This is a genomic window from Streptomyces sp. NPDC028910, assembly GCF_055564955.1.
The window spans coordinates 1-24,642 of the sequence record NZ_JBVHVF010000023.1 but is presented as its reverse complement, the minus strand read 5'-3'; the positions used below and the strand labels follow the sequence as shown (position 1 = coordinate 24,642).

The window sequence follows — 24,642 nt, the reverse complement described above, 5'->3', positions numbered from 1 at the left end:
CATGACCGCGTCCCCGGATCCGCCCCCTGAGCCGCCCCCCGAGCCGCGTCCCCACACGCCCGCCGAGCCGCTTCCCAAGACGCCCGCCGAGCCGCTTCCCAAGACGCCCGCCGAGCCGCGTCCCCAGCCGCCCGCCGAACCGCCGTCCGAACCGCCCACCGCCGGTGTCCCGCTGGCGTCCGCGCGCGGCCGGTGGATCCTGCTGACCACGGTGCTCGGGTCGAGCATGGCCCTGCTGGACTCGACCGTGGTGAACGTGGCGCTCCCGCGCATCGGGCGGGATCTCGATGCCGATCTGGCAGTGCTCCAGTGGACGGTGAACGCCTATCTGCTGACCCTGGCCGGACTGATCCTGGTCGGCGGGGCACTGAGCGACCGCTTCGGGCGGCGCCGCATCTTCGTGCTGGGTGTGGTGTGGTTCGCGGTGGGATCGCTGCTGTGCGGCATCGCGCCGAACGCCGGGGTACTGGTGGCCGCCCGGGCCCTGCAGGGCGTGGGCGGGGCGCTGCTGACCCCCGGGTCCCTCGCCCTGATCCAGGGTTCGATCCGCGGCGAGGACCGGGGCCGGGCGGTGGGCCTGTGGTCGGGACTGGGCGGGGTGGGCGCGGCGGTGGGGCCGTTCCTCGGCGGCTGGCTGGTGGACGGGCCGGGCTGGCGGTGGGTGTTCCTGCTGAACGTGCCGCTGGCCGCGCTGTGCGTGCCGGTGGCGCTGCGGCACGTACCGGAATCGCGGGATCCGCAGGCGCACGGACGGTTCGACGTGGCCGGGGCGGTGATCGGCGCGAGCTCCCTGGGGCTGATCACCTACGCGCTGATCGAAGCCCGGTCGGGAACGGCGGCGGTGATCGGCGCGGGGGTGGGAGGGCTCCTGCTGGGCGTCGCCTTCGTCTACGTCGAGCGGCGGCGGGCCTATCCGATGGTGCCGCCGGACATCTTCGGCTCCCGGCAGTTCACAGCTGTCAACCTCGTCACCCTGTTCGTGTACGCGGCCTTCGGCGGGTTCTTCTTCCTCGTCGTGCTCCAGCTCCAGGTGGTGGCCGGGTACTCCGCGCTGGGCGCCGGGGCCGCGATGCTGCCCACGACGGTGCTGATGCTGCTGCTGTCGGCCCGCTCGGGGGAACTCGGGGAGCGGATCGGGCCGCGCATCCCGCTCACGGTGGGCCCGCTGCTGTGCGCGGCGGGGAACCTGCTGATGCTGCGGGTGGGGCCGGGGGCCTCGTACGTACGGGACGTGCTGCCCGCGATGCTGGTGATGGGCATGGGCCTGGTGGTCCTGGTGGCTCCGCTGACGGCGACCGTGCTGGCCTCGGTGGACCCCGGCCGGGCGGGGCTGGCCAGCGGCATCAACAACGCCGCGGCGCGCGTCGCGGGACTGCTCGCGGTGGCGGCGCTGCCGCTGCTGGCCGGCATGGGGCCGGAGTCGTACCTCTCGGCAGCGCAGTTCGACGCCGCTTTCGGGCGGGCCATGCCCTGGTGCGCGGGCGCGCTCGTGGTCGGCGCCGCCGTGGCCTGGGCGACCGTACGCTCCCCCGCGCCCGAGGCGTGCCACCCGCAGTGCCACACGCATTGCGCGGTGGCCGCTCCGCCGCTGGAACCGCCACGTGAGGCGCGGCCAGCTTGACTGAAAATTCAGTCAGTGCCACAGTTCCGATGCGGTCCGATGACCCCCCCCGCCTTCGGAGGTTCGCATGAATCCAAGCCGCAGAACGGTCCTGCGCTCGGCGGGCGCCGGAGCCGCCGGCCTGGCCCTCGGCAGCCCCACGGCGCAGCGCGCCGAGGCCGCCCCCACCCGCCGGATGACCGTGCCGCCCGACGACGTACGGCACGTGCGCACCTGGATGGCCTGGCCCTCCAGCCGCGCCGTCTGGGGCCGCGACCTCCCCGGGGTGCAGCAGGACATCGCCCTGATCGCCCGCACGGTCGCCCGCTATGAGCCGGTGCTGATGTGCGCCGCGGACGGGGGCGCGGCGGCCACCGCCCGGGCCCGCTGCGGTTCCAGCGTCACCGTCCTCTCCACGCTCCCCGTCGACGACCTCTGGATGCGGGACACGGGCGCCGTCTTCCGCCGCGACGGCGCGGGGTCCATGGACTCGATCGGCCTGAACTTCAACGGCTGGGGCGGCAAGCAGACGCACCGCAAGGACGCCGAGGTGGCCCGGCGGCTCGCGGCACGCGAGTCCCTGTCGTTCACCGCCACCGACTTCGTGGGCGAGGGCGGCGCGGTGGAGACCGACGGCGACGGCACCTTGATGGCCACCGAGAGCAGCCTGGTCAACAGGAACCGCAACCCCGGTCTGAGCCGGGCCGAGGTCGAGGCCCGGGTGCTGGCCGCCTACGGCGCGGACAAGATGATCTGGGCCCCCGGCGTCAAGGGAGAGGACATCACCGACGACCACATCGACGTCACCTCCCGGTTCGTCCGGCCCGGGGTGGTGATGGTCCAGGTGCCGCCCGCCGACCGCACCGACATCTGGGCGAAGGACGCCCGCGAGCAGCTCGCCGTCCTCTCCGCCGCCACCGACGCCCGGGGTCGCCGGCTCCGGGTCATCCGGGTCGACGGACCGCGGACCACGCGCTCCGACAGCTCCGGCTTCGTCGACTCCTACCTGAACTTTCACCTCGTCAACGGAGCGGTGATCACCGCGGGGTTCGGGGACGAGGACAGGGACGCGGCAGCCGCGCGGGCGCTGGCCGGTGCCTTCCCCGGGCGCACCGTCGTCCAGCTCGACGTGGACCGCCTGATGGGCGGCGGCGGGGGCATCCACTGCTCGACGATGCAGCAGCCGGCGCCCGGCTGATCCCCGTGTGCTGGAGCGCGACGGCCGATCTGACGGCGGGCACGGTCATCACCGCCGCAGGACTCGTGTGCGTGGTACGGGTGGTGCGTGCGCGGCGGACCCGCGATCTTCCCGTCGCCGCACTGCCGCTGCTGCTGGGCGCGCACCAGCTGGTGGAGGCCGCCGTCTGGGACGCGGGCGATGGCTGCTCCCCGGCCGCCACGGCCTGGGCGGTGATCGCCCTGCCCCTGCTGCCGGTCTGGGTGCCGGTCGGGATCCTGCTCGCGGCCGCGCCCGGGGAGCGGCGCCGGCTGTGGGGGCCGGTGGCCGTGGGCCTGGTCACCGCCGCGGTGCTCTCGTACTGCCTCGCGACCCGGCCGGTGACCGCCGAGATCCGGGGCCACACCATCGGCTACGGCGTGAATGTTCCGTGGATGCCGCTGGTGCTGACGGGCTATCTGTTCGCCACGCTCGGCGCCCTGCTGCTCGCCGCGGACCGGTGGCTGCGCACGCTCGGCGCCGTGCTGGCCGCCGGGGCACTGGCCTGCTCAGCGCTGTGGCGGCTGGAATTCGCCTCCACCTGGTGCGCCTTCGCCGCGGTCGCGTCCGTGCTGGTACTGGGCTGGGTCGGGTCCCGGGACGCGGCCCCGCTGTCGCGTGATCGACCGAAAGTTACCTAGACGTATCTAGTGACTTCACAAGCGGGCGGCAGTAGAACTCGTTCCCATTCCGCCGAGAGTGAGGAACGTCACATGGGTGACAGAACCCTGCCCGGTAAAGGCTCCAACGGAATTTCGCGTCGCGGATTCATTGGTGGAACGAGTTCTCTTCTTGGGGCCGTGGCCCTGGCGGGTCACCTCACACCGGCTCAGGCGGCCGCCGCGCCCGGCCCCATAGGCGACGGCGCCCGCGTACCGGTCCTGGTCATCGGCACGGGCTACGGCGGCTCCGTCGCAGCCCTGCGGCTCGCGCAGGCGGGCGTGGACGTGCAGATGATCGAGATGGGCATGTCCTGGGACACCCCGGGCCCGGACGGCAAGATCTTCCCGAAGGTGACCAGCCCCGACTACCGGTCGTTCTGGCTCCGCACCAGGACCAAGGCGCCGCTCAGCAACTTCCTCGGCTTTCCGATCGACAAGGACGTCCCCAAGTACACGGGGATCCTGGACGCCGAGGACTTCGCCGGCATCACGGTCTACCAGGGCCGCGGTGTCGGCGGCGGATCGCTGGTCAACGGCGGCATGGCGGTCACGCCCAGGCGCGCGAACTTCGGCGCCGTCCTCCCGTCGGTCAACGCCGACGAGATGTACGACACCTACTACCCGAGGGCCAACGCCGGGCTCGGGGTGGGCATGGTGGACCCGGCCTGGTTCGACACCGCCGAGTGCTACCAGTTCTCCCGGGTCGGCCGCAAGCACGCCCAGCGTTCCGGCTTCGCCTGGACCTTCGTGCCCGACGTGTACGACTGGGACTACATGAAGCGGGAGGCCGCCGGAACCGCCACCAGGTCGGCCCTGGCCGGGGAGATCCTCTACGGCAACAACCACGGCAAGAAGTCGCTCGTCCAGACCTACCTCGCCCGGGCCCTGGCCACGGGCCGGGTCGCCATCTCGCCGCTGCACAAGGTCACTTCCGTCTCCCCCGCCGCTGCCGGCGGCTATACGGTCACCATCGACCAGATCAACACCACCGGCGACACCGTGGCCACCAAGACCGTGACCGCGGACCGGGTGTTCTTCGCGGCCGGCAGCGTCGGCACGAGCAAGCTCCTGGTCAAGCTGAAGGCCACCGGCGCGCTGGCGAACCTCGACAACGAGGTCGGCAAGGGCTGGGGGGAGAACGGCAACGTCATGTGCGGCCGCGCCAACCACATGTGGGACCCGACCGGCAAGCTCCAGTCGACCATTCCGTGCTCCGGCATCGACAACTGGGACGCGGGCGGTGCCTTCGCCGAGGTCGCACCGCTCCCCACCGGGATCGAGACGTACGCCTCCTTCTACCTGTCGATCACGAAGAACCCGAACCGCGCCGAGTTCACCTGGAACGCCGCGACGGGCACCGCCGACCTGAACTGGCAGACGGCCTGGAAGCAGCCGTCCATCACCATGGCCAGGACCATCTTCGACAAGATCAACTCGAAGGAGGGCACGATCTACCGCACCGACCTCTTCGGCGGCAACAAGATCTGGAACGACACCCTCACCTACCACCCGCTCGGCGGCGCGGTCCTGAACAGAGCCACCGACAACTACGGTCGCCTGCACGGCTACACCGGCCTGTACGTGATCGACGGCGCGCTGATCCCCGGCAACGCCAGCGTGAACCCGTTCGTCACCATCACGGCGCTCGCGGAACGGAACATCGAGAAGATCATCGCCACCGACCTGTAGTCCTCCCGCCCACGCGGGCCGGAGCCGGGGCCGACCGGACGCACCGAGCGGCCCCGGACCCCATGTCCGGCGTCAGTGACCGGGCAGCACGCAGACGCTGTCGAGCCCGAGCACGTGGTTGAGCCGGCCGAAGGCCAGCCAGGAGCCGATGCTCATCGTCAGCTCCACGATCTCGAGCTGGCTGTAGTGCGCGGTCATCCGGTCCCAGAACTCCTCGTCGAGGCCGTGGTGATCGAGGGTGTACCGCTCGGCGTACTCCGCCGCCAGCCGGGTGCGCTCGTCGAAGGCATCGGTGGTGCGCCATTCGGTGACCGCCTCGGAGAACTCCTCCTCGACCTTCTGCCCGTCCCGCTCGGTGCGCCAGTCGAGGCAGAAGACGCAGCCGTTGATCTGCGCGACGCGCAGCCGGGCCGCCTCGAACTCGCGCAGGCCCAGGGTGGTGTGGGCGTACACCGCCAGGGAGAAGTTCGCGGCGGCCATCCCGATGCCGGGGACCATGTCGCCCCACACGTACTCGATCGGGTGCTGCCCTTCCGGGACGTCGATCCTCATGACTGTTTCCTTCCGAGTCTGCCGGTGGCGGGGCGCAGCGGGATGTCGAGGGCGTCGTAGAGTCCGGGCGGCGCCTCGGTGAGCCAGTCGATGGCGCTGACGAGACGGCCGACCGCGGTGGCGTTGCCGCCCGCCGAGCGGTTCTCGCCCTCGTCGGTGGCCTCGATGGTGACCTCGATGCGGGGGCGGCCCTCGATGACGACCCGGTGGGCGCCGTCGCCGCCGTCGGGCGGCATGGGCCAGTCCGGTGCGCACGAGGCGTGGATGCGGGTGACGTGTTCGATGACGATGCGTGGCTCGCCCTCGACGATGCCCTGCACCTCGAAGCGGATCGCCCCCTGGGTGCCGGCCTCGAACTCGCCCATGGTCCTGGTGACCACCGTGGTGTCGAGCGGGCGGCGCTCCGACGTCTCGCGGATCTCGTCGAGTTCGACTCCGAGGGCCCGCGCCATCATCCGTATCTGCCCGCCCCACACCATGGTCGGGATCGAGGGCATGAGCATCATCGGCTGGTGGTCCATGGGACGGCCCATGCCCACGAGGTCGCGGACGGAGTCCGGCTGGTCGTAGGTGGAGTAGTCGAAGATCTCCTGGCAGCGAATAGCGTCGATGGTGGTGCCGAGTCCGCTGAGCAGCAGCGGGAGCACGTCGTTGCCCCAGCCGGGGTCGACCCCGGAGGCGAAGAGCGAACCGCCGCCCGCCGCGATGGCGGCGAGCACCGGGTCACGGAACTCCGGCGGGGCGCTGCGGTGGTCGTAGAGCGGGTACAGGGCGGGGCTGACGACGACCGCGCCGGACCGGATCGCCCGGGTGATGTCCGCGAGCGCCTCGTCGGGCCGGACGTCCCCGGACGCGGCGTAGACCACGGCCCGGGGGCGGGCGGCCAGTACGGCTTCGATGTCGTCGGTGGCCTCGACCCCCAACGGGCGGCCCACCGCGCCCAGTTCGCCCGCGTCGCGGCCGACCTTGGCCGGATCGTGCACGATGACCGCGCTGAGCCGCAGCGCGGGATGGGCCTCGACGGCGCGGATGGCCAGACGGCCGACGTTGCCGGTACCCCAGACAACCGTGGAAATCATGCGCGGAGGGTAGCCACCGGCCCCGCACCTTTCCAGAGTCGTGCGGCCCGGAGTCGTGCGGCCCGGAGTCGTCCGCCCCGGGCCGTCATTGGTTCCGGGCGCCCAGGACGAAGAGGAGGTAGACGAAGAAGGCGAAGAGGTGGCCGACGAACAAGTAGGCGATCAGCCTGATCACCAGACCGCGCGGGAACCTGGACTCGATGCGTGCCCGTACGGTCACGGGGTCCTCTCCTCGGGACATGGGTACGGCTCCCTCACTATCGGTGGTGCGTGGTCGTGGTGGCGCCGCCGAGGCACAGCCCGGCGAGGCTGCTCTGCAGCAGGGTGTGGACGAACAGCAGGTCGGCTCCGCCCGAGGAGGCCGCTGCGATCCGGTGCGGGGTGAGCGAGTCGAAGTGCGCGCTGTCCCCCGGCTCCAGCAGGTACTCGGCCTCCCCCAGGTGCAGCCGCAGCCGCCCGCCGAGCACGTACAGCCACTCCTCTCCGGGGTGTACGCGGACCAGCTCACCCTGGCTGCGGCCGTCCGGGACGTGCACGCGCAGCGCCTGCATCCCGCGCCCGGAGCCGCCCGCCCGCCAGTACGTCCACCCGTCGGCCTCGCGGGCGCCCGGACCCCCGGCCCGTACGATGGGATCGGCGACGGCGGGCGTCTCGCCGAGCAGTTCGGAGACCGTCGTACCGTACGTGCGGGCGAGCCCGAGCAGGAGCGGCAGCGAGGGCTGGCGCCGGCCGGTCTCCAGGCGGGACAGGTGGGCGGGCGAGAGCCGGGCCCGTGCGGCGGCGGCCTCCAGGGTGAGACCGGCGCGGCGGCGCAGTTCGCGCAGTTGCGGGGCCACTGCGGGCAGTTCGTCGGCCGCGTCTTCGGAGCCGGGTGCAGGACCGGGTGTCATGCCCCGATTCGAGCCAGAGCCTTGCCTTTCTGGCAATCCGGCTTGCCTCTAAGGCAAATCCACGGAGGGAGCGCGCGGCATGAGCCCGGAGCGACGGCACGTCGTCAGGGAAGGCCACCTCGTCCATCGCGGGGCGCGGCTGGTCTTCGACGACGCGGGCTCGGGGCCGCCGGCCGTGTACGCGCACGGCGGCTTCGTCAGCCAGTGCGTCGAGGACCGGATGGGACTCTTCGACTGGGCGCCGGTGCTGGACGCGGGGCGCCGCCTGGTCCGCTACGACGCGCGGGCACACGGCAGGTCCACCGGCGGGGCCTCGGACACCGACTACACCTACCCTGCCCTCGCCGACGATCTGCTGGCCCTGCTGGACCATCTGGGTGCCGCCGGGCCCTTCGACGCCATGGGGGCCTCGATGGGGTGCGGCACCGTACTGCACGCGGCGGTACGCGCGCCGGAGCGGTTCTCCCGGCTGGTCCTGCTCATCCCCCCGACGGCGTGGACGACGCGGGAGGCGCACGCCCGGGCCAACCGGAGTTCGGCCGAGACGGTCGAGAGGGAGGGGCTGGACGCCTGGCTCGCCCAGCGGCGGCAGCAGCCCCCTCCTGCGGTGGTGTCCGACGTTCCGCAGTTCCCTCCGACGCCCCCGGAGCGGGTCCTGCCGGCCGTGCTGTGCGGCCTGGCCCGCTCCGACCTGCCACCACCCGCCGAGATAGCGGAACTGCGCCTGCCGGCCTTGATCCTGGCCTGGGTGGACGATCCCGGGCACCCCCTGTCCACCGCGCGGACGCTGGCCGGCGCACTGCCCGGGGCGGACCTGCACGTGTCGAGGACGCGCGCGGACGTCCGTACCTGGGGTGAACGCATCGCGGAGTTCCTGGTTGCCGCGCACCGACGGGGGTAGGCGCGCTCCGACGCACGGCCGCCCGGGAGGAGGAACACGTTGTCCGGCAAGGATGAGCGGGAACGCAGAGTGGTCCTGGTACGGCACGCGAAGGCCGTACCGAAGGACGTGGCCGAGGACTTCGACCGCGCGCTGTCCGACCGGGGGCGTCGCGACGCGCCCAAGACCGGCCGGTGGCTCGGCGCGTCCGGAGTCGGGGTCGACCTGGCCCTGTGTTCCCCGGCGCGGCGCACCCGGGAGACGTGGCAGCTGATGATGGCGCAACTGGGGCACGCGCCTTCGACCGTGTACGAGGAGAGGCTCTACAACACCGGTCCGGAGGAACTGCTGAGCGTCCTCACCGAAACGGACGACGGCGTCGGCGGTCTGGTGGTGATCGGGCACAACAACGGCATTCACGAACTGGCGAAAGCTCTGTGCGGGGGCGGGCCGGAGCCCCTGGTACACCGGCTCCACGAGGGCTTTCCGACCTCCGCGGTCGTCGTCCTGGACCTCGCCGGTCGCTGGCAGGCCCTGGCCCCCGGCGGTGGACGTGTAACGGCCTTCTGGGCCCCTGGCGACGACCTCGCGTAGTGACTGCGGGCGCGGTGGCTGATGTGGTTCCGGGTCCGGCGGGTGTGGTGCTGGGCTCCGGGCTCCCGCGGCGGTCTCAGAGGTGGCTCCTGCTGCCGCCCGGTTCGGCCAGCCGCCGGTGCAGGGCCGCCTTCGCCCGCTCGGGCAGGGCATGCACGGCCAGCTCCTGGGCGCGTTTGGGCAGCGAGCCCGCCACCACCTGTGCGCGACCGGACGCCATGGCCTCGTACCCCTGCCGGGCCACCCGCGCGGGGTCGTCCTTCCGCGACCGGCCGAGCCGGGTGCTGAGCAGGCCCGCCCGGACGAAGAAGAGGGTGTCCGTGGGCCCCGGCATCAGCACGGTGACCGTGACGCCGGTGCCTTGGAGTTCGGCGCGCAACGCCAGGCCGAAGGAACGCAGGAACGCCTTGGAGGCGTTGTAGACCGCGTTGAAGGGTCCCGGAATCTCCGCCGCGACGGAGGAGGTGATCAGGAGCCGCCCCGCGCCCTGCGCGGTCAGGTCCTCCAGCAGCCGCCGTGCCAGGTGGACCGTCGAGCCGATGTTGAGGTCGACCACGCGGGTCAGATCGGCGAGGTCGGTGTCCAGGAAGGCCCCGCCACGGCCGATCCCGGCGTTGAGCACCACGGCACTGACCGGCCGCCGCAGGGCCCGGACCTCCCGGACCAGGGTCTCGGACCCCGCGTACGTGGCGAGGTCCACCTGGACCGCCCGTACCTCCACGGCGTGGACCTCCAGCCGGGCGGCCGCGGCGTGGACGGCGTGCTCCTCGGCGACGATGATCAGATCGTGGCCGTGCACCGCGAGCTCCCGGGCCAGCTCGAAGCCGATCCCGCTGGAGGCGCCGGTGACGACGGCCAACGGACGCGAGGCGTTCATACGCGGCGCCTACCCCGGCCCGGATCGCCTACGCACCGGGCCGGGGCCTCCCCGTCCCGGTGGGGCGTCGGGGTGGCGTCAGGACTCCTTGCCGCGGCCGCTCATCATGTCGCGCAGGCGGTCGACGAAGCCCACGCCCGGCGCGAGGAGCTTGTTGGCGGGCGGCGTGTCCGGGGCGGCGGGGTGCGGGCGGGTCGGAGCCGTCTTCTTGGCGGTCCGGATCTTGTCGCCCAGCTCGCCGAGCATCTGCGGGGTGCACGCGGCACGCAGTTGCGGGAAGAGGTTGTCCTCCTCGTCGGCGACGTGCTCGCGGATCTCGGCCATCAGCCTCATCATGAGGGTGTCGAAGCGGGGGTCGTCGGCGTCACAGCCCTCCAGCTCCTTCATGGTGCGCTCGGCCGTCGCGTGGTCCTGGATCTCCTTGTCGGCCAGGGCGTCGCCGTTGGGCAGCTCCTTGCGTACGGCGGGGTACAGATAGGACTCCTCCGCGACGGAGTGCCGGACCAGCTCCATGATCACCTGGTCGGCGTGGTGCTTCCTGCGGGCGTCCCCGGAGGGCAGCGCCTCGATCTTTCCGAAGATGTCTTCCACTTCCCGGTGGTCGGTGGTCAGCTCTGCGATGACGTCGCCGCCATGTCCCATCGCGTTTCTCCTCGATCAGTGGTGTCGCCTGGCTCCCCCGGCCACACCACTGAAATCCATGACCGGGGACACGCCCGGGATTTGCGTAGGCCAGCGTGTCGGTCCCTGACGGTCCCTGTCGGTCCCCGTCGGTCCCTGTCGGCCTCTTCCGGCCTCTTCCGGCCTGTGGTCCACGCCACCCTGGCAACCCGTCCACATCCATTCCAATAAGGGTGATACCGCCGTTAAGGTGATGTTCCGTTCCCCGCACCGCCCTGGAGGGCTGCCGTGCCCACCGAACTCTCCTTGTCCCCGCTCATAGCGGCGACGGCGCACTGGCTCACCCGCGCGTACCCCTCCGGGCAGGGCGCCCTCGAACGCAGCCTCGCCGAGGCCCAGTCGCGCCAGGCCGTCACGCTCGCGGCGTGGCTCCGCTATCCGACGGACCTCGACGTCCAGCTGGTGGCGCTGACCGGCCCCGGCGGCTCGGGCAGGCTCGACTGGATCACCGGGTCTGACACCGCCGCCGAGACGCCTGACGGGGACCAGCAGGACCACGCGTGGCGCACCTGGGTGGACGAGGTCGTCGCCAGCTGGGCCGCGTGCCTGCTGAGCGTGCCCGCCCTCGCCGCAGCGGCGGCGCACGCCGTGAGCGGCACGGACCACGTGGGCACCCTGCCCGTCTCCTTCCGCCGGCTGACCGAGCCCGCACCCGAGGAACAGCGGGCGGCCATGCTGCTGCGCCATCCGGACCTGCTCGCGCCGATAGCCGAGCTCCACCACGCACAGCTCCTGGACCGGCTCGCGGCCTGAGGCCCCCTTCGGGTGAGGTCCGGGCCCGCGCCCGCACCGTTCCGGGCCCGCTCGCGGATCATGCCGGGCCCTCGCCGCCCGGCACGACACCTCCCAGTACGGTCTCCACCGTGTCCGCCTGCTCCGCGGGCTTGTCCGGGCGGTGCCTGAGCACCCGTGCGAAGCGCAGGGCCACCCCGGCCGGGTAGCGCGGGGAGCGCTGCAGCCCGTCGTAGGCGATCTCCACCACCAGCTCGGGCCGCACCCGCACGGTGAAGCCGTCGTCCGAGGTCGCGAGGGCGCGCAGCGCCCCGGTCTGCCAGCGCAGCATCTCGTCGGTGAGCCCCTTGAAGGTCTTGCCGAGCATGGCGTACGTGCCGTCGGCGGCCCGCGCCCCCAGGTGCAGGTTCGACAGCAGTCCGGTGCGCCGCCCGTGGCCCCATTCGGCGGCGAGGACCACCAGGTCCAGGGTGTGCACCGGTTTCACCTTGAGCCAGTTCCTGCCACGCCGGCCGGCCGCGTAGACCGAGTCCAGGGCCTTGACCATGACTCCCTCGTGGCCGCGGCGCAGGCTCTCGGCCCAGAACGCGTCGGCCTCGGCGGCCTGTGCCAGTGGGTCCCGCACGACGAGGCGGCGGACCCGGGCACTCTCGGGCACGAGGGCGGCGAGGACCTCGTACCGCTCGCGGACCGGCAGGTCAAGGAGGACGTCGTCGCCGGCGGCCAGGACGTCGAAGAAGCAGGGGACGACCGGGAGCGTGTGCCGGGCGGCCGCGACGTCGAGCCGGGAGCCGACGCGGCTCGCGATCTCCTGGAAGGGGACCGGGCGGCCGTCCGGCCCCTGCCCGATGACCTCCCCGTCGAGGATGAATCGTTCCCCCGGCAGCGACCGGGCCAGTTCCGCGACCTCCGGGAGCCGTTCGGTGATCTCGTCCAGGGAGCGCGTGTAGACCCGTACGTCGTCCCCCTCGCGGTGGACCTGCACGCGGATCCCGTCGAGCTTCTCCTCCACCGCGCACGGCCCGAGCACGGACAGCGCCTCGGCGACCGACTTGGCGGTGGCGGCCAGCATGGGCTGGACGGGCTGTCCGACGCGCAGGGTGACGGCGCGCAGCGCCTGCGCCCCGTCGGCCAGTACCGCCGCGGCCACCCGGGGCAGCGAGCCGTCCAGCATCACCGCCCGGCGCAGTTCGGCGGCCGGTACCCCGGCGGCCGCCGCCACGCCCTCCAGGGCCACCGCGTCGAGCGCGCCCTGGCGTACCTCGCCGGAGAGCAGGCTGCGCAGGAACGCCTGCTCGGCCTCGGTGGCCGCGCCCAGCAGGGTGTCGACGATCCGGCGCCGCCGGGCCCCGGCCCCGGCGCCCGCGACGGCGGCGAGTTCGCTCACCGCCGTGTCGACGTCGCGGACGGTCAGGGTGGGCTCGCGCGCCGGTTCGGTCCGCTGGCCGAGGGTGCGCCAGCCGATGCCCGGACGGCCCTGCGGGAGGCGTCCGGCGAGGTAGGAGATGACCAGGCCGGCCTCCTCGGGGGGCGCGGCGGCGAAGAGCTCCGCGAGCAGGGCGGTCTTGCGGGACCGGGCGGGGGTCTCGGCGACCTCCCGGGACACGCGCGCGACCTCGGCCAGCAGCATGCGGCCATCCTCCCGCCGGGAGACGTACGGCGCAGGTCGGGCGCGTGTACCGCGGCTGCGGTACGGGCCGGCCGCGGCCTAGTCCCTGAGAAGGTCGGGAGTTACGCCTGTGGGTGCTCGGAGGCCGGGTACGGGGCCTTTAGGGTGCCCGTATGAAGCTCCGAATGCTCCGGCGCCGCCGAGACCGCTTCCTCGCGGGCGCCGCCGCGCTCGCCGTCGTGGCGGGCGCCGGGACGTGGACGGCCGCGTCCGCGGCCGGCGACGCGCCGGCCGTGCACCGCCAGGACCAGGTCCTGAACATGCCCGGCGCCGGGATCGACACCTCGTACTTCACGGCGGGCGGCGGGGAGAGCGGGGGGCGCGGCGGCGAGCGGAAACGTCCCGCTGTGCTCCTCGGGCACGGTTTCGGCGGCAGCAAGAACGATGTCCGCGAGCAGGCCGAGCAGCTGGCCCGCGACGGGTACGCCGTCCTGACCTGGTCGGCGCGCGGCTTCGGCCGCTCCGGCGGCCGGATCGGGCTGAACGACCCCGAGCACGAGGTCAAGGACGTCTCCCGGCTCATCGACTGGCTCGCGGCCCGGCCCGAGGTGCGGCTCGACGCGGACGGCGATCCGCGCGTCGGCATGTCCGGGGCGTCCTACGGCGGGGCGGTCTCGCTGCTCGCCGCCGGGTACGACCAGCGGGTGGACGCGATCGCCCCGCAGATCACGTACTGGAATCTCGCGGACTCCCTCTTCCCCAACGGCGTCTTCAAGAAGCTCTGGTCCGGCATCTTCTTCACCACCGGCTCGTCCGGCGGGATGCAGCAGGCCCGGCCGGGGCAGCAGCAGGATCCGTCGGCCGCCCCCGGCTGCGGGCGGTTCCAGCCCGAGCTCTGCGCGATGTACGAACGCGTCGCCGTGGCCGGGAAGCCCGACCCCGAGGCCCGCGCCCTGCTGGAGCGGCGCAGCCCGTCGGCCGTTGGCGACAAGATCAAGGTGCCGACCCTCATCGTGCAGGGCCAGGAGGACTCCCTCTTCCCGCTGGACCAGGCCGACGCCATGGCCACGGCCGTCGCGGCCAACGGCGCGCCCGTCTCCGTGGACTGGGCGGCCGGCGGGCACGACGGCGGCATGCGGGAGGCCGACCGGATCGAGGCCCGGGTGGCCGCCTGGTTCGACCGCCATCTCAAGGCGGACGAGGGCGCGGACACCGGCCCGGCGTTCCGGGTCTCGCGCTCCGGAGGCATCGACTCCACCGACGGCGAGGTCACGCTGCGCGGCGCGAGCGGCGACCGCTACCCCGGGCTGGCCTCCGGCCCGCGGGAGTTCGCCCTGGCGGGAAGGGAGCAGAGTTTCGCCAATCCGGCGGGCGGCGCACCCCCCTCCTTGTCCTCGCTGCCCGGCATCGGCGGGCAGCTCGCCGCTTTCGGGGCCGGGCTCTCGCTGGACTTCCCCGGGCAGAACGCCCGGTTCGAGTCGGCGCCGCTGGTCGAGGACGTACGGATCACCGGGGCCCCGACCATCACCCTGAAGGTGAGGTCGACGGCTGCGGACGGTTCGGCCGTTCTGTTCGGCAAGGTGTACGACGTGGGCCCGGACGGGCAGCAGCAGGTGCTGCCCGGCCAGCTGGTCGCCCCGGTGCTGGTGGAGAACGCGCAGCAGGGGACGAGCGTGCGGCTGAGGCTGCCCGCGATCGACCACGCCGTCCCCGCCGGGCACCGGCTGCGGCTGGTGGTCGCCGCGACCGATCTCGGCTACGCGACTCCGGCCGCGCCGGCCACCTACACGGTCGCGGTGGAGGGCCCGCTGGCCGTGCCCGTCGCGGCAGGGGTTCGGACCGCGGCGGCGGGGCTGCCCGCCTGGACGTGGTGGCTGCCGCTGGGCGCGGCGGCGCTGGCCGCGGCGCTGCTCGGCATCCGCCGGAGCGGCCGGGGGGCCGCGGGGGCACGGGCGGGTGGGGCGCAGCCGCAGGCCGCGCTGGCCGACGTACCGCTGGAGATCACGGGACTGACCAAGCGGTACGCGAAGGCGCAGGACCGCTACGCGGTGCGGGACCTGTCGTTCCGGGTGGAGAAGGGGCAGGTGCTGGGACTCCTCGGGCCCAACGGCGCCGGGAAGACCACCACGCTACGGATGCTGATGGGGCTGATCTCGCCCGATGCCGGGGAGATCCGGGTGTTCGGGCACGCGGTGCGGGCCGGGGCGCCGGTGCTGTCGCGGGTCGGGGCCTTCGTGGAGGGTGCCGGATTCCTGCCGCACCTGACGGGCCGCGCCAATCTGGAGCTGTACTGGCAGGCCACCGGCCGTCCGGCCGAGGACTCGCACATGGACGAGGCTCTGGAGATCGCGGGGCTCGGCGACGCGCTGGAGCGCGCGGTGCGCACGTACTCGCAGGGCATGCGCCAGCGGCTCGCGATCGCTCAGGCCATGCTCGGCATGCCGGACCTGCTGATCCTCGACGAGCCGACGAACGGTCTGGACCCGCCGCAGATCCGGGAGATGCGGGACGTGATGATCCGCTACGCCGCCGGCGGGCGGACGGTCATCGTCTCCAGCCACCTGCTGTCGGAGGTGGAACAGTCCTGTACGCACCTGGTGGTCATGGACCGCGGGCAGCGGGTGGCGGCGGGCGAGGTCGCCGAGATCACCGGTGGCGGGGACACCCTGCTGGTGACGCTGGCGGAGCCGGTGGACGCGGTGGGCGTCGAGAAGGTGGCGGCGCTGGAAGGAGTGGGCTCCGTGGTGGCCGCCGACGACGGGCTCCTCGTACGGCTCGAAGGCGCGACCGCCGCCGGGCTGATCGCCGAACTCGTACGGCTGGAGGTGCCGGTGACCGGAGTGGGGCCGCACCGGCGACTGGAGGACGCGTTCCTCACCCTGATCGGAGGTGCGGCGTGAGGACGGCGACGAAGGCGCAGGAGGTGCGGGAGGTGCGGGAGGTGCAGCAGGTGCAGGAGGTGGCTCCGGGCTACCGGGCGAGCCGTACGCTGCCGCTGCGCGTGGAGGCGCTGCGGCAGTGGCGCCGGCGGCGGACGCTGGTGATGGGCGGGGTGCTGGCCGCGCTGCCCTTCATCCTGATCATCGCGTTCGCGGTGGGCGGCGGGCCCGGCAGCAGGAGCGGCGGAGACGGCCGGATCACCCTCATCGACACGGCGACGGCCTCGGGCGCGAACTTCGCCGCGACCTGTCTGTTCGTCTCGGCGGGTTTCCTGCTGGTGGTGCCGGTGGCGCTGTTCTGCGGGGACACCGTGGCCTCGGAGGCGAGCTGGTCCTCGCTGCGCTATCTGCTGGCCTCGCCGGTACCGCGGGCGCGGCTGCTGTGGAGCAAGCTCGTGGTGGCGCTGGGCTTCAGTCTGGCGGCGATGGTGCTGCTCCCGGTGGTGGCGCTGGCGGCGGGCACGGCCACGTACGGGTGGGGGCCGCTGAAGCTCCCGGCGGGCGGAGCCCTGGCGGCCGGGGACACGGTGCCGCGGCTAGCGCTGGCGGTGGCCTTCGTCTTCGTGTCGCAGCTGGTGACGGCGGGTCTGGCGTTCTGGCTGTCCACGCGGACGGATGCGCCGCTGGGCGCGGTGGGCGGGGCGGTCGGGCTGACGATCGTGGGCAACGTGCTGGACGCGGTGACCGCGCTCGGATCGTGGCGCGAGTTCCTGCCGGCGCACTGGCAGTTCGCGTGGGCGGACGCCTTGCAGCCGCAGCTGGAGTGGGGCGGGATGATCAAGGGGACGGTGGTGTCGGTGTCGTACGCGCTGGTGCTGTTCGCCCTCGCCTTCCGGGGGTTCTCCCGCAAGGACATCACCTCCTGAGCCCGCCATCGGGCGTTCGGCGTCGGACGCCCGAGGGGCGGAGGTCGGGGCGGAGGTCGGGGCGGAGGTCGGGGCGGAGGTCGGTTAATCCCTTGGGGGCCCGCCTCCGCTGTCCCTAGAGTGCGGTCGTGGAGATCACTTACCGGCGTGTTGTCGCTTCCGATACCGAGGACCTGGTCGACTTCCTGACCGGAGAGGCATGGCCGTTCCACGGGACGGCCGTGGTCGACCGGGAACAGGCTCTTCGATGGGTCGCGGACGGCCTCTACGACAGCGACGAGAACAGGGCCTTCTGGATCACCGCGGGTCACGACAGGCTCGGGCTGATCCGCCTGATGGACCTGGGCGACGACACCCCGCTGTTCGACCTGCGGATCCGGTCCCGGTACCGGGGCCTGGGCCTCGGCGCCCAAGCCCTGACCTGGCTGACGCGGTACCTGTTCACCGAGTTCCCCGGGATCCGGCGGATCGAGGGCAACACGCGGCAGGACAACGTACCGATGCGCCGCACCTTCCAGCGGTGCGGGTACGTCAAGGAGGCGCACCACCGGGACGCTTGGCCTGCGGCCGAGGGGACGGTCCACGACGCGGTCGGCTACGCGATGCTCCGCCGGGACTGGCTCACCGGCACGGCGACGGCCCCCGACTGGAACGACGAGCACATGCTGGGTCCCGGTCACAACGGCTGAGCACGGCCCGGGGCCGCGCTCAGCCCGGTACGCGCACGGTCGACAGCCTGGAAGTCGTCGAGCCGTGCGCGTGGTGCGGCGGCCGACCCGCCCGTTACGCGGGAACGTTCGGGGCGATCGCCTCGATCTCGGCGAGGAGCTCCGCCTCCAGCGGGCGGTCGGCGACGGCCGCGTTGGCGCGTACCTGCTCGGCGGAGGTGGCTCCCGCGATGACGGAGGCACACCCGGGCTGGGCGCAGAGCCAGCCGATGGCGAGTTCGAGGACGCTGCGGTCGTGCTTCTCGGCGAGCGCGGCCAGCGCTTCGACCACGTCGAGGCGCTCCTCGGTGAGGTACGCGTCGCGGCCTTCGAGGCGGGAGCCGGCCGGGACGGGCGCACCCCGGCGGATCTTGCCGGTGAGCAGGCCGTTGGCGAGCGGGTAGTACGGGAGCACGCCGACGCCGTAGTGCCGGGCCGCCGGGACCAGCTCGCGCTCGGCCGACCGCTCCAGCAGCGACCACTCGTTCTGCGCCGATACGAAGGGTGCCGCGCCCGTCTCGCGGGCCACGTGGGCGGCCTCGGCGAGCTGCCAGCCGGTGAGGTTGGAGTGGCCGATGTAGCGGACCTTGCCCTCGGCGACGAGCTCGGTGAGCGCGGCCAGGGTCTCGGCGATGGGGGTGGCCGGGTCGGGGCTGTGCAGCTGGAAGAGGTCGATGTGGTCGGTGTCCAGGCGGCGCAGGGACTCCTCGACGGCCCGCCGGATGTAGGCGCGGCTGCCGAGCGATCCGGCGGCGGGCCCGTACTTCATGTCCACGCCGTCGTAGCCGAACTTGGTGGCGAGGACGACCTGGTCCCGGCGGCCCTTGAGGGCCTGCCCGAGGTGGATCTCGGAGCCTCCGGCGCCACCGTAGATGTCGGCGGTGTCCAGGAGGGTGATGCCCGCGTCCAGGGCGGCGTCGACGACGGCGCGGGTGGCCTGGGCGTCGAGTCGGCCGCCGAAGTTGTTGCAGCCGAGGCCGACGGCGGAGACCTGTAGACCTGAACTGCCCAGGGGGAGATAGCGCATGCGTTTTCGTTCCTCCGACTCGACGGGTACATGATCAACCAAGGGGCAGTGTAGGCGGGCCGGTTGGGCGGCGGTACGGCATTCCCGCGGCACGGGGTGAGTGCCGCCGCGCAGGCGAAGACGGTGGCGGCGGCGCATGCGTCAGAGGATGCGGGTGGCGCCGGGCGACGGGGCCGCCGTCGTGATGTGGGGTGGCTTGAAGCCCGCCCGGAGGAAGGCCTCCGTCACCGCCCGCGTCACCGCCTGCTCGGCGTCCGCGTCGATCAGGGCCAGGGCGGAGCCGCCGAAGCCGCCGCCCGTCATCCGGGAGCCGTACGCGCCCGCCGCGTCCGCCGTGGCCACTGCCAGGTCGAGCTCCGGGCAGGAGACCTCGTAGTCGTCGCGCAGCGAGACGTGGCCCTCGGTGAGCAGCGGGCCCGCTGCGCGCAGCCGCCCGGCGCGCAGCAACTCCTCGATGCGCAGGACCCGTTCGTTCTCGGTCACGACGTGCCGGACCCGCTTGCGCCGCACCGGGTCGTCCAGGCGGGCCAGCGCCCCCTCGAGCCCCTCGTACGGGAGGTCGCGCAGTGCCGGTACGCCGAGGGCCTCGGCCGCCCGGTGGCAGGAGGCCCGGCGCTGGGCGTAGGCGCCGTCGGCCAGGGCGTGCTTGACGCGGGTGTCGATGACGAGGAGGCGCAGGCCGGCCGCCGCGCAGTCGAAGGGGATGTGGCCCTGTTCGAGGCTGCGGGTGTCCAGGTGGAGGGCGTGCCCGTCGGTCGCGCACGCCGAGGCCATCTGGTCCATGACCCCGCAGGGGACGCCGACGTACGCGTTCTCGGCGCGCCGGGCGAGCGCGGCCAGTTCGGGGCGGGTGAGCGGGAGCCCGTACAGGTCGGTCAGCGCCAGCGCGGTGGCCACCTCCAAGGCGGCGGAGGAGGACAGGCCGGCGCCGGTCGGCACGTCGGACCGTACGTGCAGATCGGCGCCCCTGACCGGAAGGTCAGCATCCAGCAGGGCCCATACGACCCCCGCCGGGTACGCGGCCCAGCTCGCGGTGCCCTGCGGGGGGCGGGCCGGATCGAGGTCGGCGAGGTCGAGGGTCACCACCCCGGAGGGGAAGTCGGCGGAGTGGAGCCTGAGGATCCCGTCAGTGCGCGGGGCGGCGGCCACCTCGGTGCGCTGCGGAAGGGCGAAGGGCAGGGCGAAGCCGTCGTTGTAGTCGGTGTGTTCGCCGATCAGATTGACCCGGCCCGGGGCCGCCCAGACCCCCTCGGGCGGGTACCCGTACAGCTGCTGGAAGTCCTGCGCCGTCCCGTTCACGTGCTCGCCACCTCCCGCAGGCGTGCGGCCGCGTCCTCGGGCCGGACGTCGTTCATGTACGCCTCCATCCCGGACTCGGTCCCGGCGAGGTACTTCAGCTTGTCCGCGGTCCGCCGGACCGTGAAGAGCTCCAGGTGGAGCGCGAAGTCCTCGCGGCCGTCGACGGTCGGGGCCTGGTGCCAGGCGGAGATGTACGGGGTCGGCTCGGGCCGGTCGAAGAGCCGGTCGAAGCGGCGCAGCAGTTCCAGGTACACCCGGGGGAACTCGGCGCGGGCCGCGTCGCCGAGGGCGGGCAGGTCGGGGACCCGGTGGCGCGGATAGAGGTGCACCTCGTACGGCCAGCGCGCCGCGTAGGGCACGAAGGCGGTCCAGTGCTCGCCTTCGAGGACGATCCGGGTGCCTTCGGCGCGCTCGGCGGCCAGCACCTCCTCGAAGAGGTTGGCTCCGGTGCGGGCGCGGTGGGCGGCGACGGTGGCGAGCATCCGGGTGGTGCGCGGGGTGATGAAGGGGAAGGCGTAGATCTGGCCGTGCGGATGCGCGAGGGTCACGCCGATCTCGGTGCCCCGGTTCTCGAAGCAGTAGACCTGGCGCACTCCCTCGCGGGCGGAGAGTTCGGCGGTGCGGTCTGTCCAGGCGGCCAGGACGAGCGCGGCGCGCTCCTCGTCGAGCTCGGCGAAGGAGGTCCGGTGGTCGGGGGTGAAACAGATGACCTCGCAGCGGCCGGTGTCGCCGGCGAGGGAGGGGAAACGGTTCTCGAAGACCGCCACCTCGTAGTGGGGGGCCGGGATCTCGCTCGCGCGCCCCTCGGTGGAGGGACACAGCGGGCAGGCGTCGGCGGGCGGATGGTAGGTGCGGCCCTGCCGGTGGGAGGCGATCACGACGCGGTCGCCGAGCAGTGGATCGCGGCGCACCTCGGAGGTGGTCGCGGTGGCCGGCGCGTCGAGCGGGCGGGTGTCGGGGAAGGCGCGGGACGCGCCGTCGCCGCCGTCGCCGGTGCCGCTGGCGTCGTAGTAGAGGATCTCGCGGCCGTCGGCGAGGCGGGCGCTCGTTCGCTTCACGTGAGGCACTTCTCTCACTGGAGGGTGACGACCGTGGTGCGGCCGAGGTCGGGCTGGTCGCGCAGCGGCAGTTCGGTGCCGGGGCGCTCCAGTTCGAGAACAATGATCTCGTTCTCGCCGCCGTGCCACAGGGGGCCGGGAGCGTAGAGGGTGCGCTGCGGGCCGCGCGGGGTGTCGTAGTGGCCCAGGAGGAAGCCGTTCAGCCAGACGAGGCCGGTCCCCCAGCCGGACATGTCGGGGAAGGCGTCGGCCGGCCCGTGCGCGAGTGCGTGGGTGAAGCGGTGGAAGGCCGGCCGCCCTGCCCCGGCGACGCGCTGCTGGGCGGTCCGGTCCGGTGCGGGGGCTTCGGCGCGTTCCTCGGACCAGTCGAGTCCGGTCAGGTCGGTGAGCGGCAGCGGCCGGATCTCCCACTCGAACAGCTGCTGGTGCCCGTGGCGTACGCCGCGCCAGATGCCCTTGCGGTCGTCGAGGAGCGGCCCGTAGTTGACCCGTCCCTGGGCCCGGACGAGTACGTCGAGGACCACTCCCGCCTCGCCGACCGGCAGGTCGAGGCCCTCGTCGGGGGCGTTGCGGTCGAGGATGCCGAGGAGCGTCCCGTCGGCGAAGACGTACGCGCGGTCGCCGAGGCCGTCGATCTTGACGGGCATGGCGGGCCGCGGGCCGGTGATGGTGGTGCGGTAGTGGATCAGGCCGTGGCTCTGTCCGAGCCGCTCCATCGGCTCGGGGGCGGGGCGCCGTACCGGGGGGCCGCTGAGGAGGTCGAGGCGGTCGAGCAGCTCGACGGTGCCCGCGGGGGTGGCGAGGGCCGGGGTGATCCGGGGCGGCGGCTCGGGCAGCGGGCCGTCGGGGAGCGGCACGTACCGGCCGATGACCTCGCGGAACGCATGGAATTTGGGTGTCAGTTCGCCGGCCTCGCCGATGGGCGCGTCGTAGTCGTAGCTGGTGACGGTGGGCTCGTAGCCGGGTTCACCGGGGCGGGACCCGGTGTGGTTGGCGCCGGCCCAGAAGCCGAAGTTGGTGCCCCCGTGGGCCATGTAGAGGTTGACGGAGGCGCCGGTGGCGAGGAGTTCGTCGAGGGACGCGGCCGCGTCCTCGACGGCGCGCACGTGGTGGTCCTCGCCCCAGTGGTCGAACCAGCCGATCCAGAACTCCATCGCGGCGAGCGGGCCGGTCCGCTGGTAGCGGCGCAGGGCGTCCAAGCGTTCGGCGGGCCGGGCGCCGAAGGTGGCGGTGGCGAGCCGGCCGGGGACCATGCCGCCCTGGAGCATGGCGTCCTCGGGCCCGTCGGCGGTGAACAGCAGGCAGTCCACGCCGCGTTCGACGAGGGCCTGCTCCACGTGGGCGCGGTAGCGGGTGTCGTTGCCGTACGAGCCGTACTCGTTCTCGATCTGTACGGCGACCACCGGGCCGCCGCGGCTCGCGAGCAGCGGCAGCAGCTCGGGGACGACCAGGTCGAACCAGCCGTCCACCTCGGCCTCGAAGCGCGGGTCCGAGCAGCGCAGGTGGAGGCCGTCGACGGCGAGGAGGCGGGCGGGCAGGCCGCCGAAGTCCCATTCGGCGCAGATGTACGGGCCGGGGCGGACGATGGCGTCGAGGCCGAGGTCCTGGGCGATGCTCAGGAAGCGGCCGAGGTCGCGCCAGCCCGTGAAGTCGGCCTTGCCGGGGGCGGTCTCGTGGAAGTTCCAGGGGACGTAGGTGTCCACGGTGTTCGCACCCAGGGCGCGAAGGCGTTTCAGCCGGTCCTCCCACAGGTCCGGGTGGATCCGGAAGTAGTGCAGGGCCCCGGAGACGATGCGGTGGGGGCGCTCCGCGCGCCGGAATCCGTCCTGGTCGTGCGTGAGCATGCGCTGACTCCCGAGTGAGGTCGAGATGCCGCGAAGTACGGCCGCAGCCGAATATATGAACGCACCGACCGCGCCGTCAATGACAAGCTGATCGGTTTCGATCGAAACGATCGAAACGATTCTCTATGATGGCGCTGACGGGGAGGAGCACGTGCACCGTCACCATCACTCGCCGGCCGCAGGGGGACCCTTTGAGACCACACGTGAACCAGCGCCAGGCGCGGGTGCTCGAGCTCGTCCGGGCACGCGGCAGCGTGCGCGTGGCGGACCTGGCCCAGGAGCTCGGCGTCTCACCCGTCACCCTGCGGCGGGACATCGAGGCGATGGCGGCGCGGGGCGAGATCCAGCGGATGCACGGAGGGATCAGCCGGGCGGAGCCGGCGCGGGCTCAGGCCATCGGCCAGGCGGGTCGGGCGGCGGCTCCTACCGCCTCCGCGGCTTCCGGCGGCGCCGGGACCGCCGGCGAGGGGCTGGTGGTCGGCATGGTGGTGCCGACGACCGAGTACTACTACGCCGATGTCGTGCGCGGGGCCCGCGAGGCGGTCGAGGCCCGGGGCGCGCGGCTGACCGTGGGCCTGACGCGGTACCTGCCGGGCGAGGACCGGACGCAGGCGGACCGCTTGCTGTCCACGGGGGCGCACGGGCTGCTGCTCACACCGAACTGGGAGGCCGGATCGCCCGGGCCCGGGGAGGGAGCGTGGACTGCGGAACTCCCGGTTCCGACCGTACTGGTGGAACGCTGGGCACCGCCGGGTCATCCGGCGGCGACGCTGGACCGGGTGGCCTCCGACCACGCGCACGGCGCGGCCCGGGCGGTGCAGCACCTGGCGGGGCTCGGGCACCGGCGGATCGCGCTCGCCAGCCGGACGACCCCGACCACGGCCCGGCTGCGGGCCGGGTACGAGGCCGCCGTGGCCGCGCTCGGGCTGGAACCGGCGCCGCCGTGGCCGCCGACCGGTCCGGGCCCGCTCTCGGACGCCGACCTGTTCGCCCGGACCCTGGACTACCTGTGCGGGGCGGTGACGGCGGGGGTGACCGCCGCCCTGATCCACAGCGACACCGACGCGATCATGCTGATCCCACGGCTCCAGGCGCGGGGGGTGCGGGTGCCCGAGGACCTGGCGGTGATCACCTACGACGACGAGGTGGCCGGCATGGCCGACGTACCGCTGTCGGCGGTGGCCCCGGCCAAGCGCGAGGTGGGCGCACGGGCGGCGGACCTGCTGCTGGACCGGCTGGCGGGCGGCGGCCCGGAAGACATGCCCCGGCAGCACCTGGAACTGCTCCCGCGCCTGACGATCCGTTCGTGAGGGGCGGCCGGGACGGCCCGGTTGAACTGATCGCTTCGATCGGAGTCCGGGCCCGTAGCCCGGGCGGCTCCCGCCGCCGTGCGGAGGGCGGGGCGGACTGCTCGACTGGAGGCGTCCCCCGCCCCTGACCTACGGGAGCAGCACCATGGCCATCATCGTCATCCTCGAACTGCCGGGCGTCACCAAGGAGCAGTACCAGGCCAACCACGCGAACGTCCACGCGGCGCCGTGGTGGCCGGTGGAGGGCTTCATCTCCCACGCGGGCGCCCCGGCGAACGGCGGCTGGCTCGTGGTCGACCTGTGGGAGTCGAGGGAGGCTCTCGCGGCGTTCATGGAGAAGTCGGCGACGATCTTCGAGGAAGGCGGCATGCCGAAGGCCGAGCCGAAGATCTACGAAGCGGTGAACGTGGACATCGGCTAGTGCTGTGACCGGAAGGGTTTGCCGGGTCGCGGCGTCCGGTGCATGGGGTCTCCCCAGGCCCGAAGGGCCGAGGGGAAGCATCGCAAGGCGGAGGACCGCGGCTCGTACTG

23 protein-coding genes are annotated in these 24,642 nt (G+C 73.1%); 12 read left to right on the top strand and 11 right to left on the bottom strand.

Features of this window, described 5'->3' with window-relative positions; all coding sequences use genetic code 11:
• The first annotated feature begins 1 nt into the window (after position 1).
• The 4 genes from ACZ4TV_RS25160 to ACZ4TV_RS25145 all read left to right on the top strand — a co-directional run bounded on the left by ACZ4TV_RS25160 (position 2) and on the right by ACZ4TV_RS25145 (position 5,167).
• Complete coding sequence (locus ACZ4TV_RS25160) at positions 2–1,621, top strand: MFS transporter (protein ID WP_468137115.1); 1,620 nt, start codon at positions 2–4, stop codon at positions 1,619–1,621.
• 67 nt (positions 1,622–1,688) lie between these two features.
• Positions 1,689–2,798: an agmatine deiminase family protein gene (locus ACZ4TV_RS25155; RefSeq protein WP_468137114.1), complete on the top strand. Its 1,110-nt coding sequence runs from the start codon at positions 1,689–1,691 to the stop codon at positions 2,796–2,798.
• Between the two features lie 5 nt (positions 2,799–2,803).
• Positions 2,804–3,457, top strand: coding sequence for a DUF6629 family protein (locus ACZ4TV_RS25150; RefSeq protein ID WP_468137113.1), 654 nt, complete (start codon positions 2,804–2,806; stop codon positions 3,455–3,457).
• A 72-nt stretch (positions 3,458–3,529) separates the two neighbouring features.
• Entirely contained in the window at positions 3,530–5,167 is a 1,638-nt protein-coding gene (locus ACZ4TV_RS25145) for a GMC oxidoreductase (protein WP_468137111.1), read from the top strand.
• Positions 5,168–5,239: 72 nt separating this feature from the next.
• Here ACZ4TV_RS25145 and ACZ4TV_RS25140 read toward each other — a convergent pair whose 3' ends face one another.
• From ACZ4TV_RS25140 to ACZ4TV_RS25125, 4 genes are all read right to left on the bottom strand, one after another.
• Positions 5,240–5,719, bottom strand: coding sequence for a carboxymuconolactone decarboxylase family protein (locus ACZ4TV_RS25140; RefSeq protein ID WP_468137110.1), 480 nt, complete (start codon positions 5,717–5,719; stop codon positions 5,240–5,242).
• Positions 5,716–6,798 (bottom strand): NAD(P)H-dependent amine dehydrogenase family protein, encoded by a 1,083-nt coding sequence (locus tag ACZ4TV_RS25135; protein ID WP_468137108.1) that lies wholly within the window; start codon positions 6,796–6,798, stop codon positions 5,716–5,718. Before ACZ4TV_RS25135 ends, ACZ4TV_RS25140 begins: the two co-directional genes overlap by 4 nt.
• 85 nt (positions 6,799–6,883) lie before the next feature.
• Positions 6,884–7,039: a DUF6126 family protein gene (locus ACZ4TV_RS25130; RefSeq protein WP_468137107.1), complete on the bottom strand. Its 156-nt coding sequence runs from the start codon at positions 7,037–7,039 to the stop codon at positions 6,884–6,886.
• 16 nt (positions 7,040–7,055) lie between these two features.
• Positions 7,056–7,688 (bottom strand): helix-turn-helix domain-containing protein, encoded by a 633-nt coding sequence (locus ACZ4TV_RS25125; RefSeq protein ID WP_468137106.1) that lies wholly within the window; start codon positions 7,686–7,688, stop codon positions 7,056–7,058.
• 79 nt (positions 7,689–7,767) lie between these two features.
• Here ACZ4TV_RS25125 and ACZ4TV_RS25120 point away from each other — a divergent pair, with 79 nt between their 5' ends.
• A complete protein-coding gene (locus tag ACZ4TV_RS25120; protein WP_468137105.1) occupies positions 7,768–8,589 on the top strand; it encodes an alpha/beta fold hydrolase in 822 nt (273 codons plus the stop codon).
• 39 nt (positions 8,590–8,628) lie between these two features.
• The gene (locus tag ACZ4TV_RS25115) at positions 8,629–9,162 is read left to right on the top strand and encodes a SixA phosphatase family protein (protein ID WP_468137103.1); all 534 of its coding nucleotides are present in this window, start codon (positions 8,629–8,631) and stop codon (positions 9,160–9,162) included.
• Positions 9,163–9,238: 76 nt separating this feature from the next.
• On the opposite strand, the gene ACZ4TV_RS25110 is transcribed toward ACZ4TV_RS25115, so the two are convergent.
• Together ACZ4TV_RS25110 and ACZ4TV_RS25105 are read right to left on the bottom strand one after the other, a co-directional pair.
• Positions 9,239–10,039 (bottom strand): SDR family NAD(P)-dependent oxidoreductase, encoded by an 801-nt coding sequence (locus tag ACZ4TV_RS25110; protein WP_468137102.1) that lies wholly within the window; start codon positions 10,037–10,039, stop codon positions 9,239–9,241.
• Positions 10,040–10,117: 78 nt separating this feature from the next.
• On the bottom strand, positions 10,118–10,681 hold the full coding sequence (locus ACZ4TV_RS25105) for a hemerythrin domain-containing protein (protein WP_468137101.1): 564 nt from the start codon (positions 10,679–10,681) through the stop codon (positions 10,118–10,120).
• A 267-nt stretch (positions 10,682–10,948) separates the two neighbouring features.
• Here ACZ4TV_RS25105 and ACZ4TV_RS25100 point away from each other — a divergent pair, with 267 nt between their 5' ends.
• On the top strand, positions 10,949–11,473 hold the full coding sequence (locus tag ACZ4TV_RS25100) for a hypothetical protein (protein WP_468137099.1): 525 nt from the start codon (positions 10,949–10,951) through the stop codon (positions 11,471–11,473).
• Between the two features lie 58 nt (positions 11,474–11,531).
• On the opposite strand, the gene ACZ4TV_RS25095 is transcribed toward ACZ4TV_RS25100, so the two are convergent.
• On the bottom strand, positions 11,532–13,082 hold the full coding sequence (locus ACZ4TV_RS25095) for an ATP-dependent DNA ligase (RefSeq protein ID WP_468137098.1): 1,551 nt from the start codon (positions 13,080–13,082) through the stop codon (positions 11,532–11,534).
• 152 nt (positions 13,083–13,234) lie between these two features.
• Between ACZ4TV_RS25095 and ACZ4TV_RS25090 the strand changes: the two genes are divergently transcribed.
• The 3 genes from ACZ4TV_RS25090 (at position 13,235) to ACZ4TV_RS25080 (ending at position 17,555) form a co-directional block, all read left to right on the top strand.
• On the top strand, positions 13,235–15,961 hold the full coding sequence (locus ACZ4TV_RS25090) for an alpha/beta fold hydrolase (RefSeq protein ID WP_468137097.1): 2,727 nt from the start codon (positions 13,235–13,237) through the stop codon (positions 15,959–15,961).
• Between the two features lie 41 nt (positions 15,962–16,002).
• Positions 16,003–16,866, top strand: a complete 864-nt coding sequence (locus ACZ4TV_RS25085) for an ABC transporter permease (protein WP_468137216.1) — start codon at positions 16,003–16,005, stop codon at positions 16,864–16,866.
• A 128-nt stretch (positions 16,867–16,994) separates the two neighbouring features.
• Positions 16,995–17,555 (top strand): GNAT family N-acetyltransferase, encoded by a 561-nt coding sequence (locus tag ACZ4TV_RS25080; RefSeq protein WP_468137095.1) that lies wholly within the window; start codon positions 16,995–16,997, stop codon positions 17,553–17,555.
• Positions 17,556–17,649: 94 nt separating this feature from the next.
• On the opposite strand, the gene ACZ4TV_RS25075 is transcribed toward ACZ4TV_RS25080, so the two are convergent.
• The 4 genes from ACZ4TV_RS25075 to ACZ4TV_RS25060 all read right to left on the bottom strand — a co-directional run bounded on the left by ACZ4TV_RS25075 (position 17,650) and on the right by ACZ4TV_RS25060 (position 22,801).
• On the bottom strand, positions 17,650–18,600 hold the full coding sequence (locus ACZ4TV_RS25075) for an aldo/keto reductase (RefSeq protein WP_468137093.1): 951 nt from the start codon (positions 18,598–18,600) through the stop codon (positions 17,650–17,652).
• Between the two features lie 141 nt (positions 18,601–18,741).
• The gene (galK, locus tag ACZ4TV_RS25070; RefSeq protein WP_468137092.1) at positions 18,742–19,899 is read right to left on the bottom strand and encodes a galactokinase; all 1,158 of its coding nucleotides are present in this window, start codon (positions 19,897–19,899) and stop codon (positions 18,742–18,744) included.
• On the bottom strand, positions 19,896–20,957 hold the full coding sequence (gene galT / locus ACZ4TV_RS25065) for a galactose-1-phosphate uridylyltransferase (protein ID WP_468137091.1): 1,062 nt from the start codon (positions 20,955–20,957) through the stop codon (positions 19,896–19,898). Before galT ends, galK begins: the two co-directional genes overlap by 4 nt.
• Positions 20,958–20,971: 14 nt before the next feature.
• Positions 20,972–22,801: a glycoside hydrolase family 35 protein gene (locus tag ACZ4TV_RS25060; RefSeq protein ID WP_468137090.1), complete on the bottom strand. Its 1,830-nt coding sequence runs from the start codon at positions 22,799–22,801 to the stop codon at positions 20,972–20,974.
• A 191-nt stretch (positions 22,802–22,992) separates the two neighbouring features.
• On the opposite strand from ACZ4TV_RS25060, the gene ACZ4TV_RS25055 reads away from it, so the two are divergent.
• Both ACZ4TV_RS25055 and ACZ4TV_RS25050 read left to right on the top strand, forming a co-directional pair.
• On the top strand, positions 22,993–24,111 hold the full coding sequence (locus ACZ4TV_RS25055; RefSeq protein WP_468137089.1) for a LacI family DNA-binding transcriptional regulator: 1,119 nt from the start codon (positions 22,993–22,995) through the stop codon (positions 24,109–24,111).
• A gap of 145 nt (positions 24,112–24,256) precedes the next feature.
• Positions 24,257–24,532, top strand: a complete 276-nt coding sequence (locus ACZ4TV_RS25050; protein ID WP_468137087.1) for a hypothetical protein — start codon at positions 24,257–24,259, stop codon at positions 24,530–24,532.
• Positions 24,533–24,642: the final 110 nt, after the last annotated feature.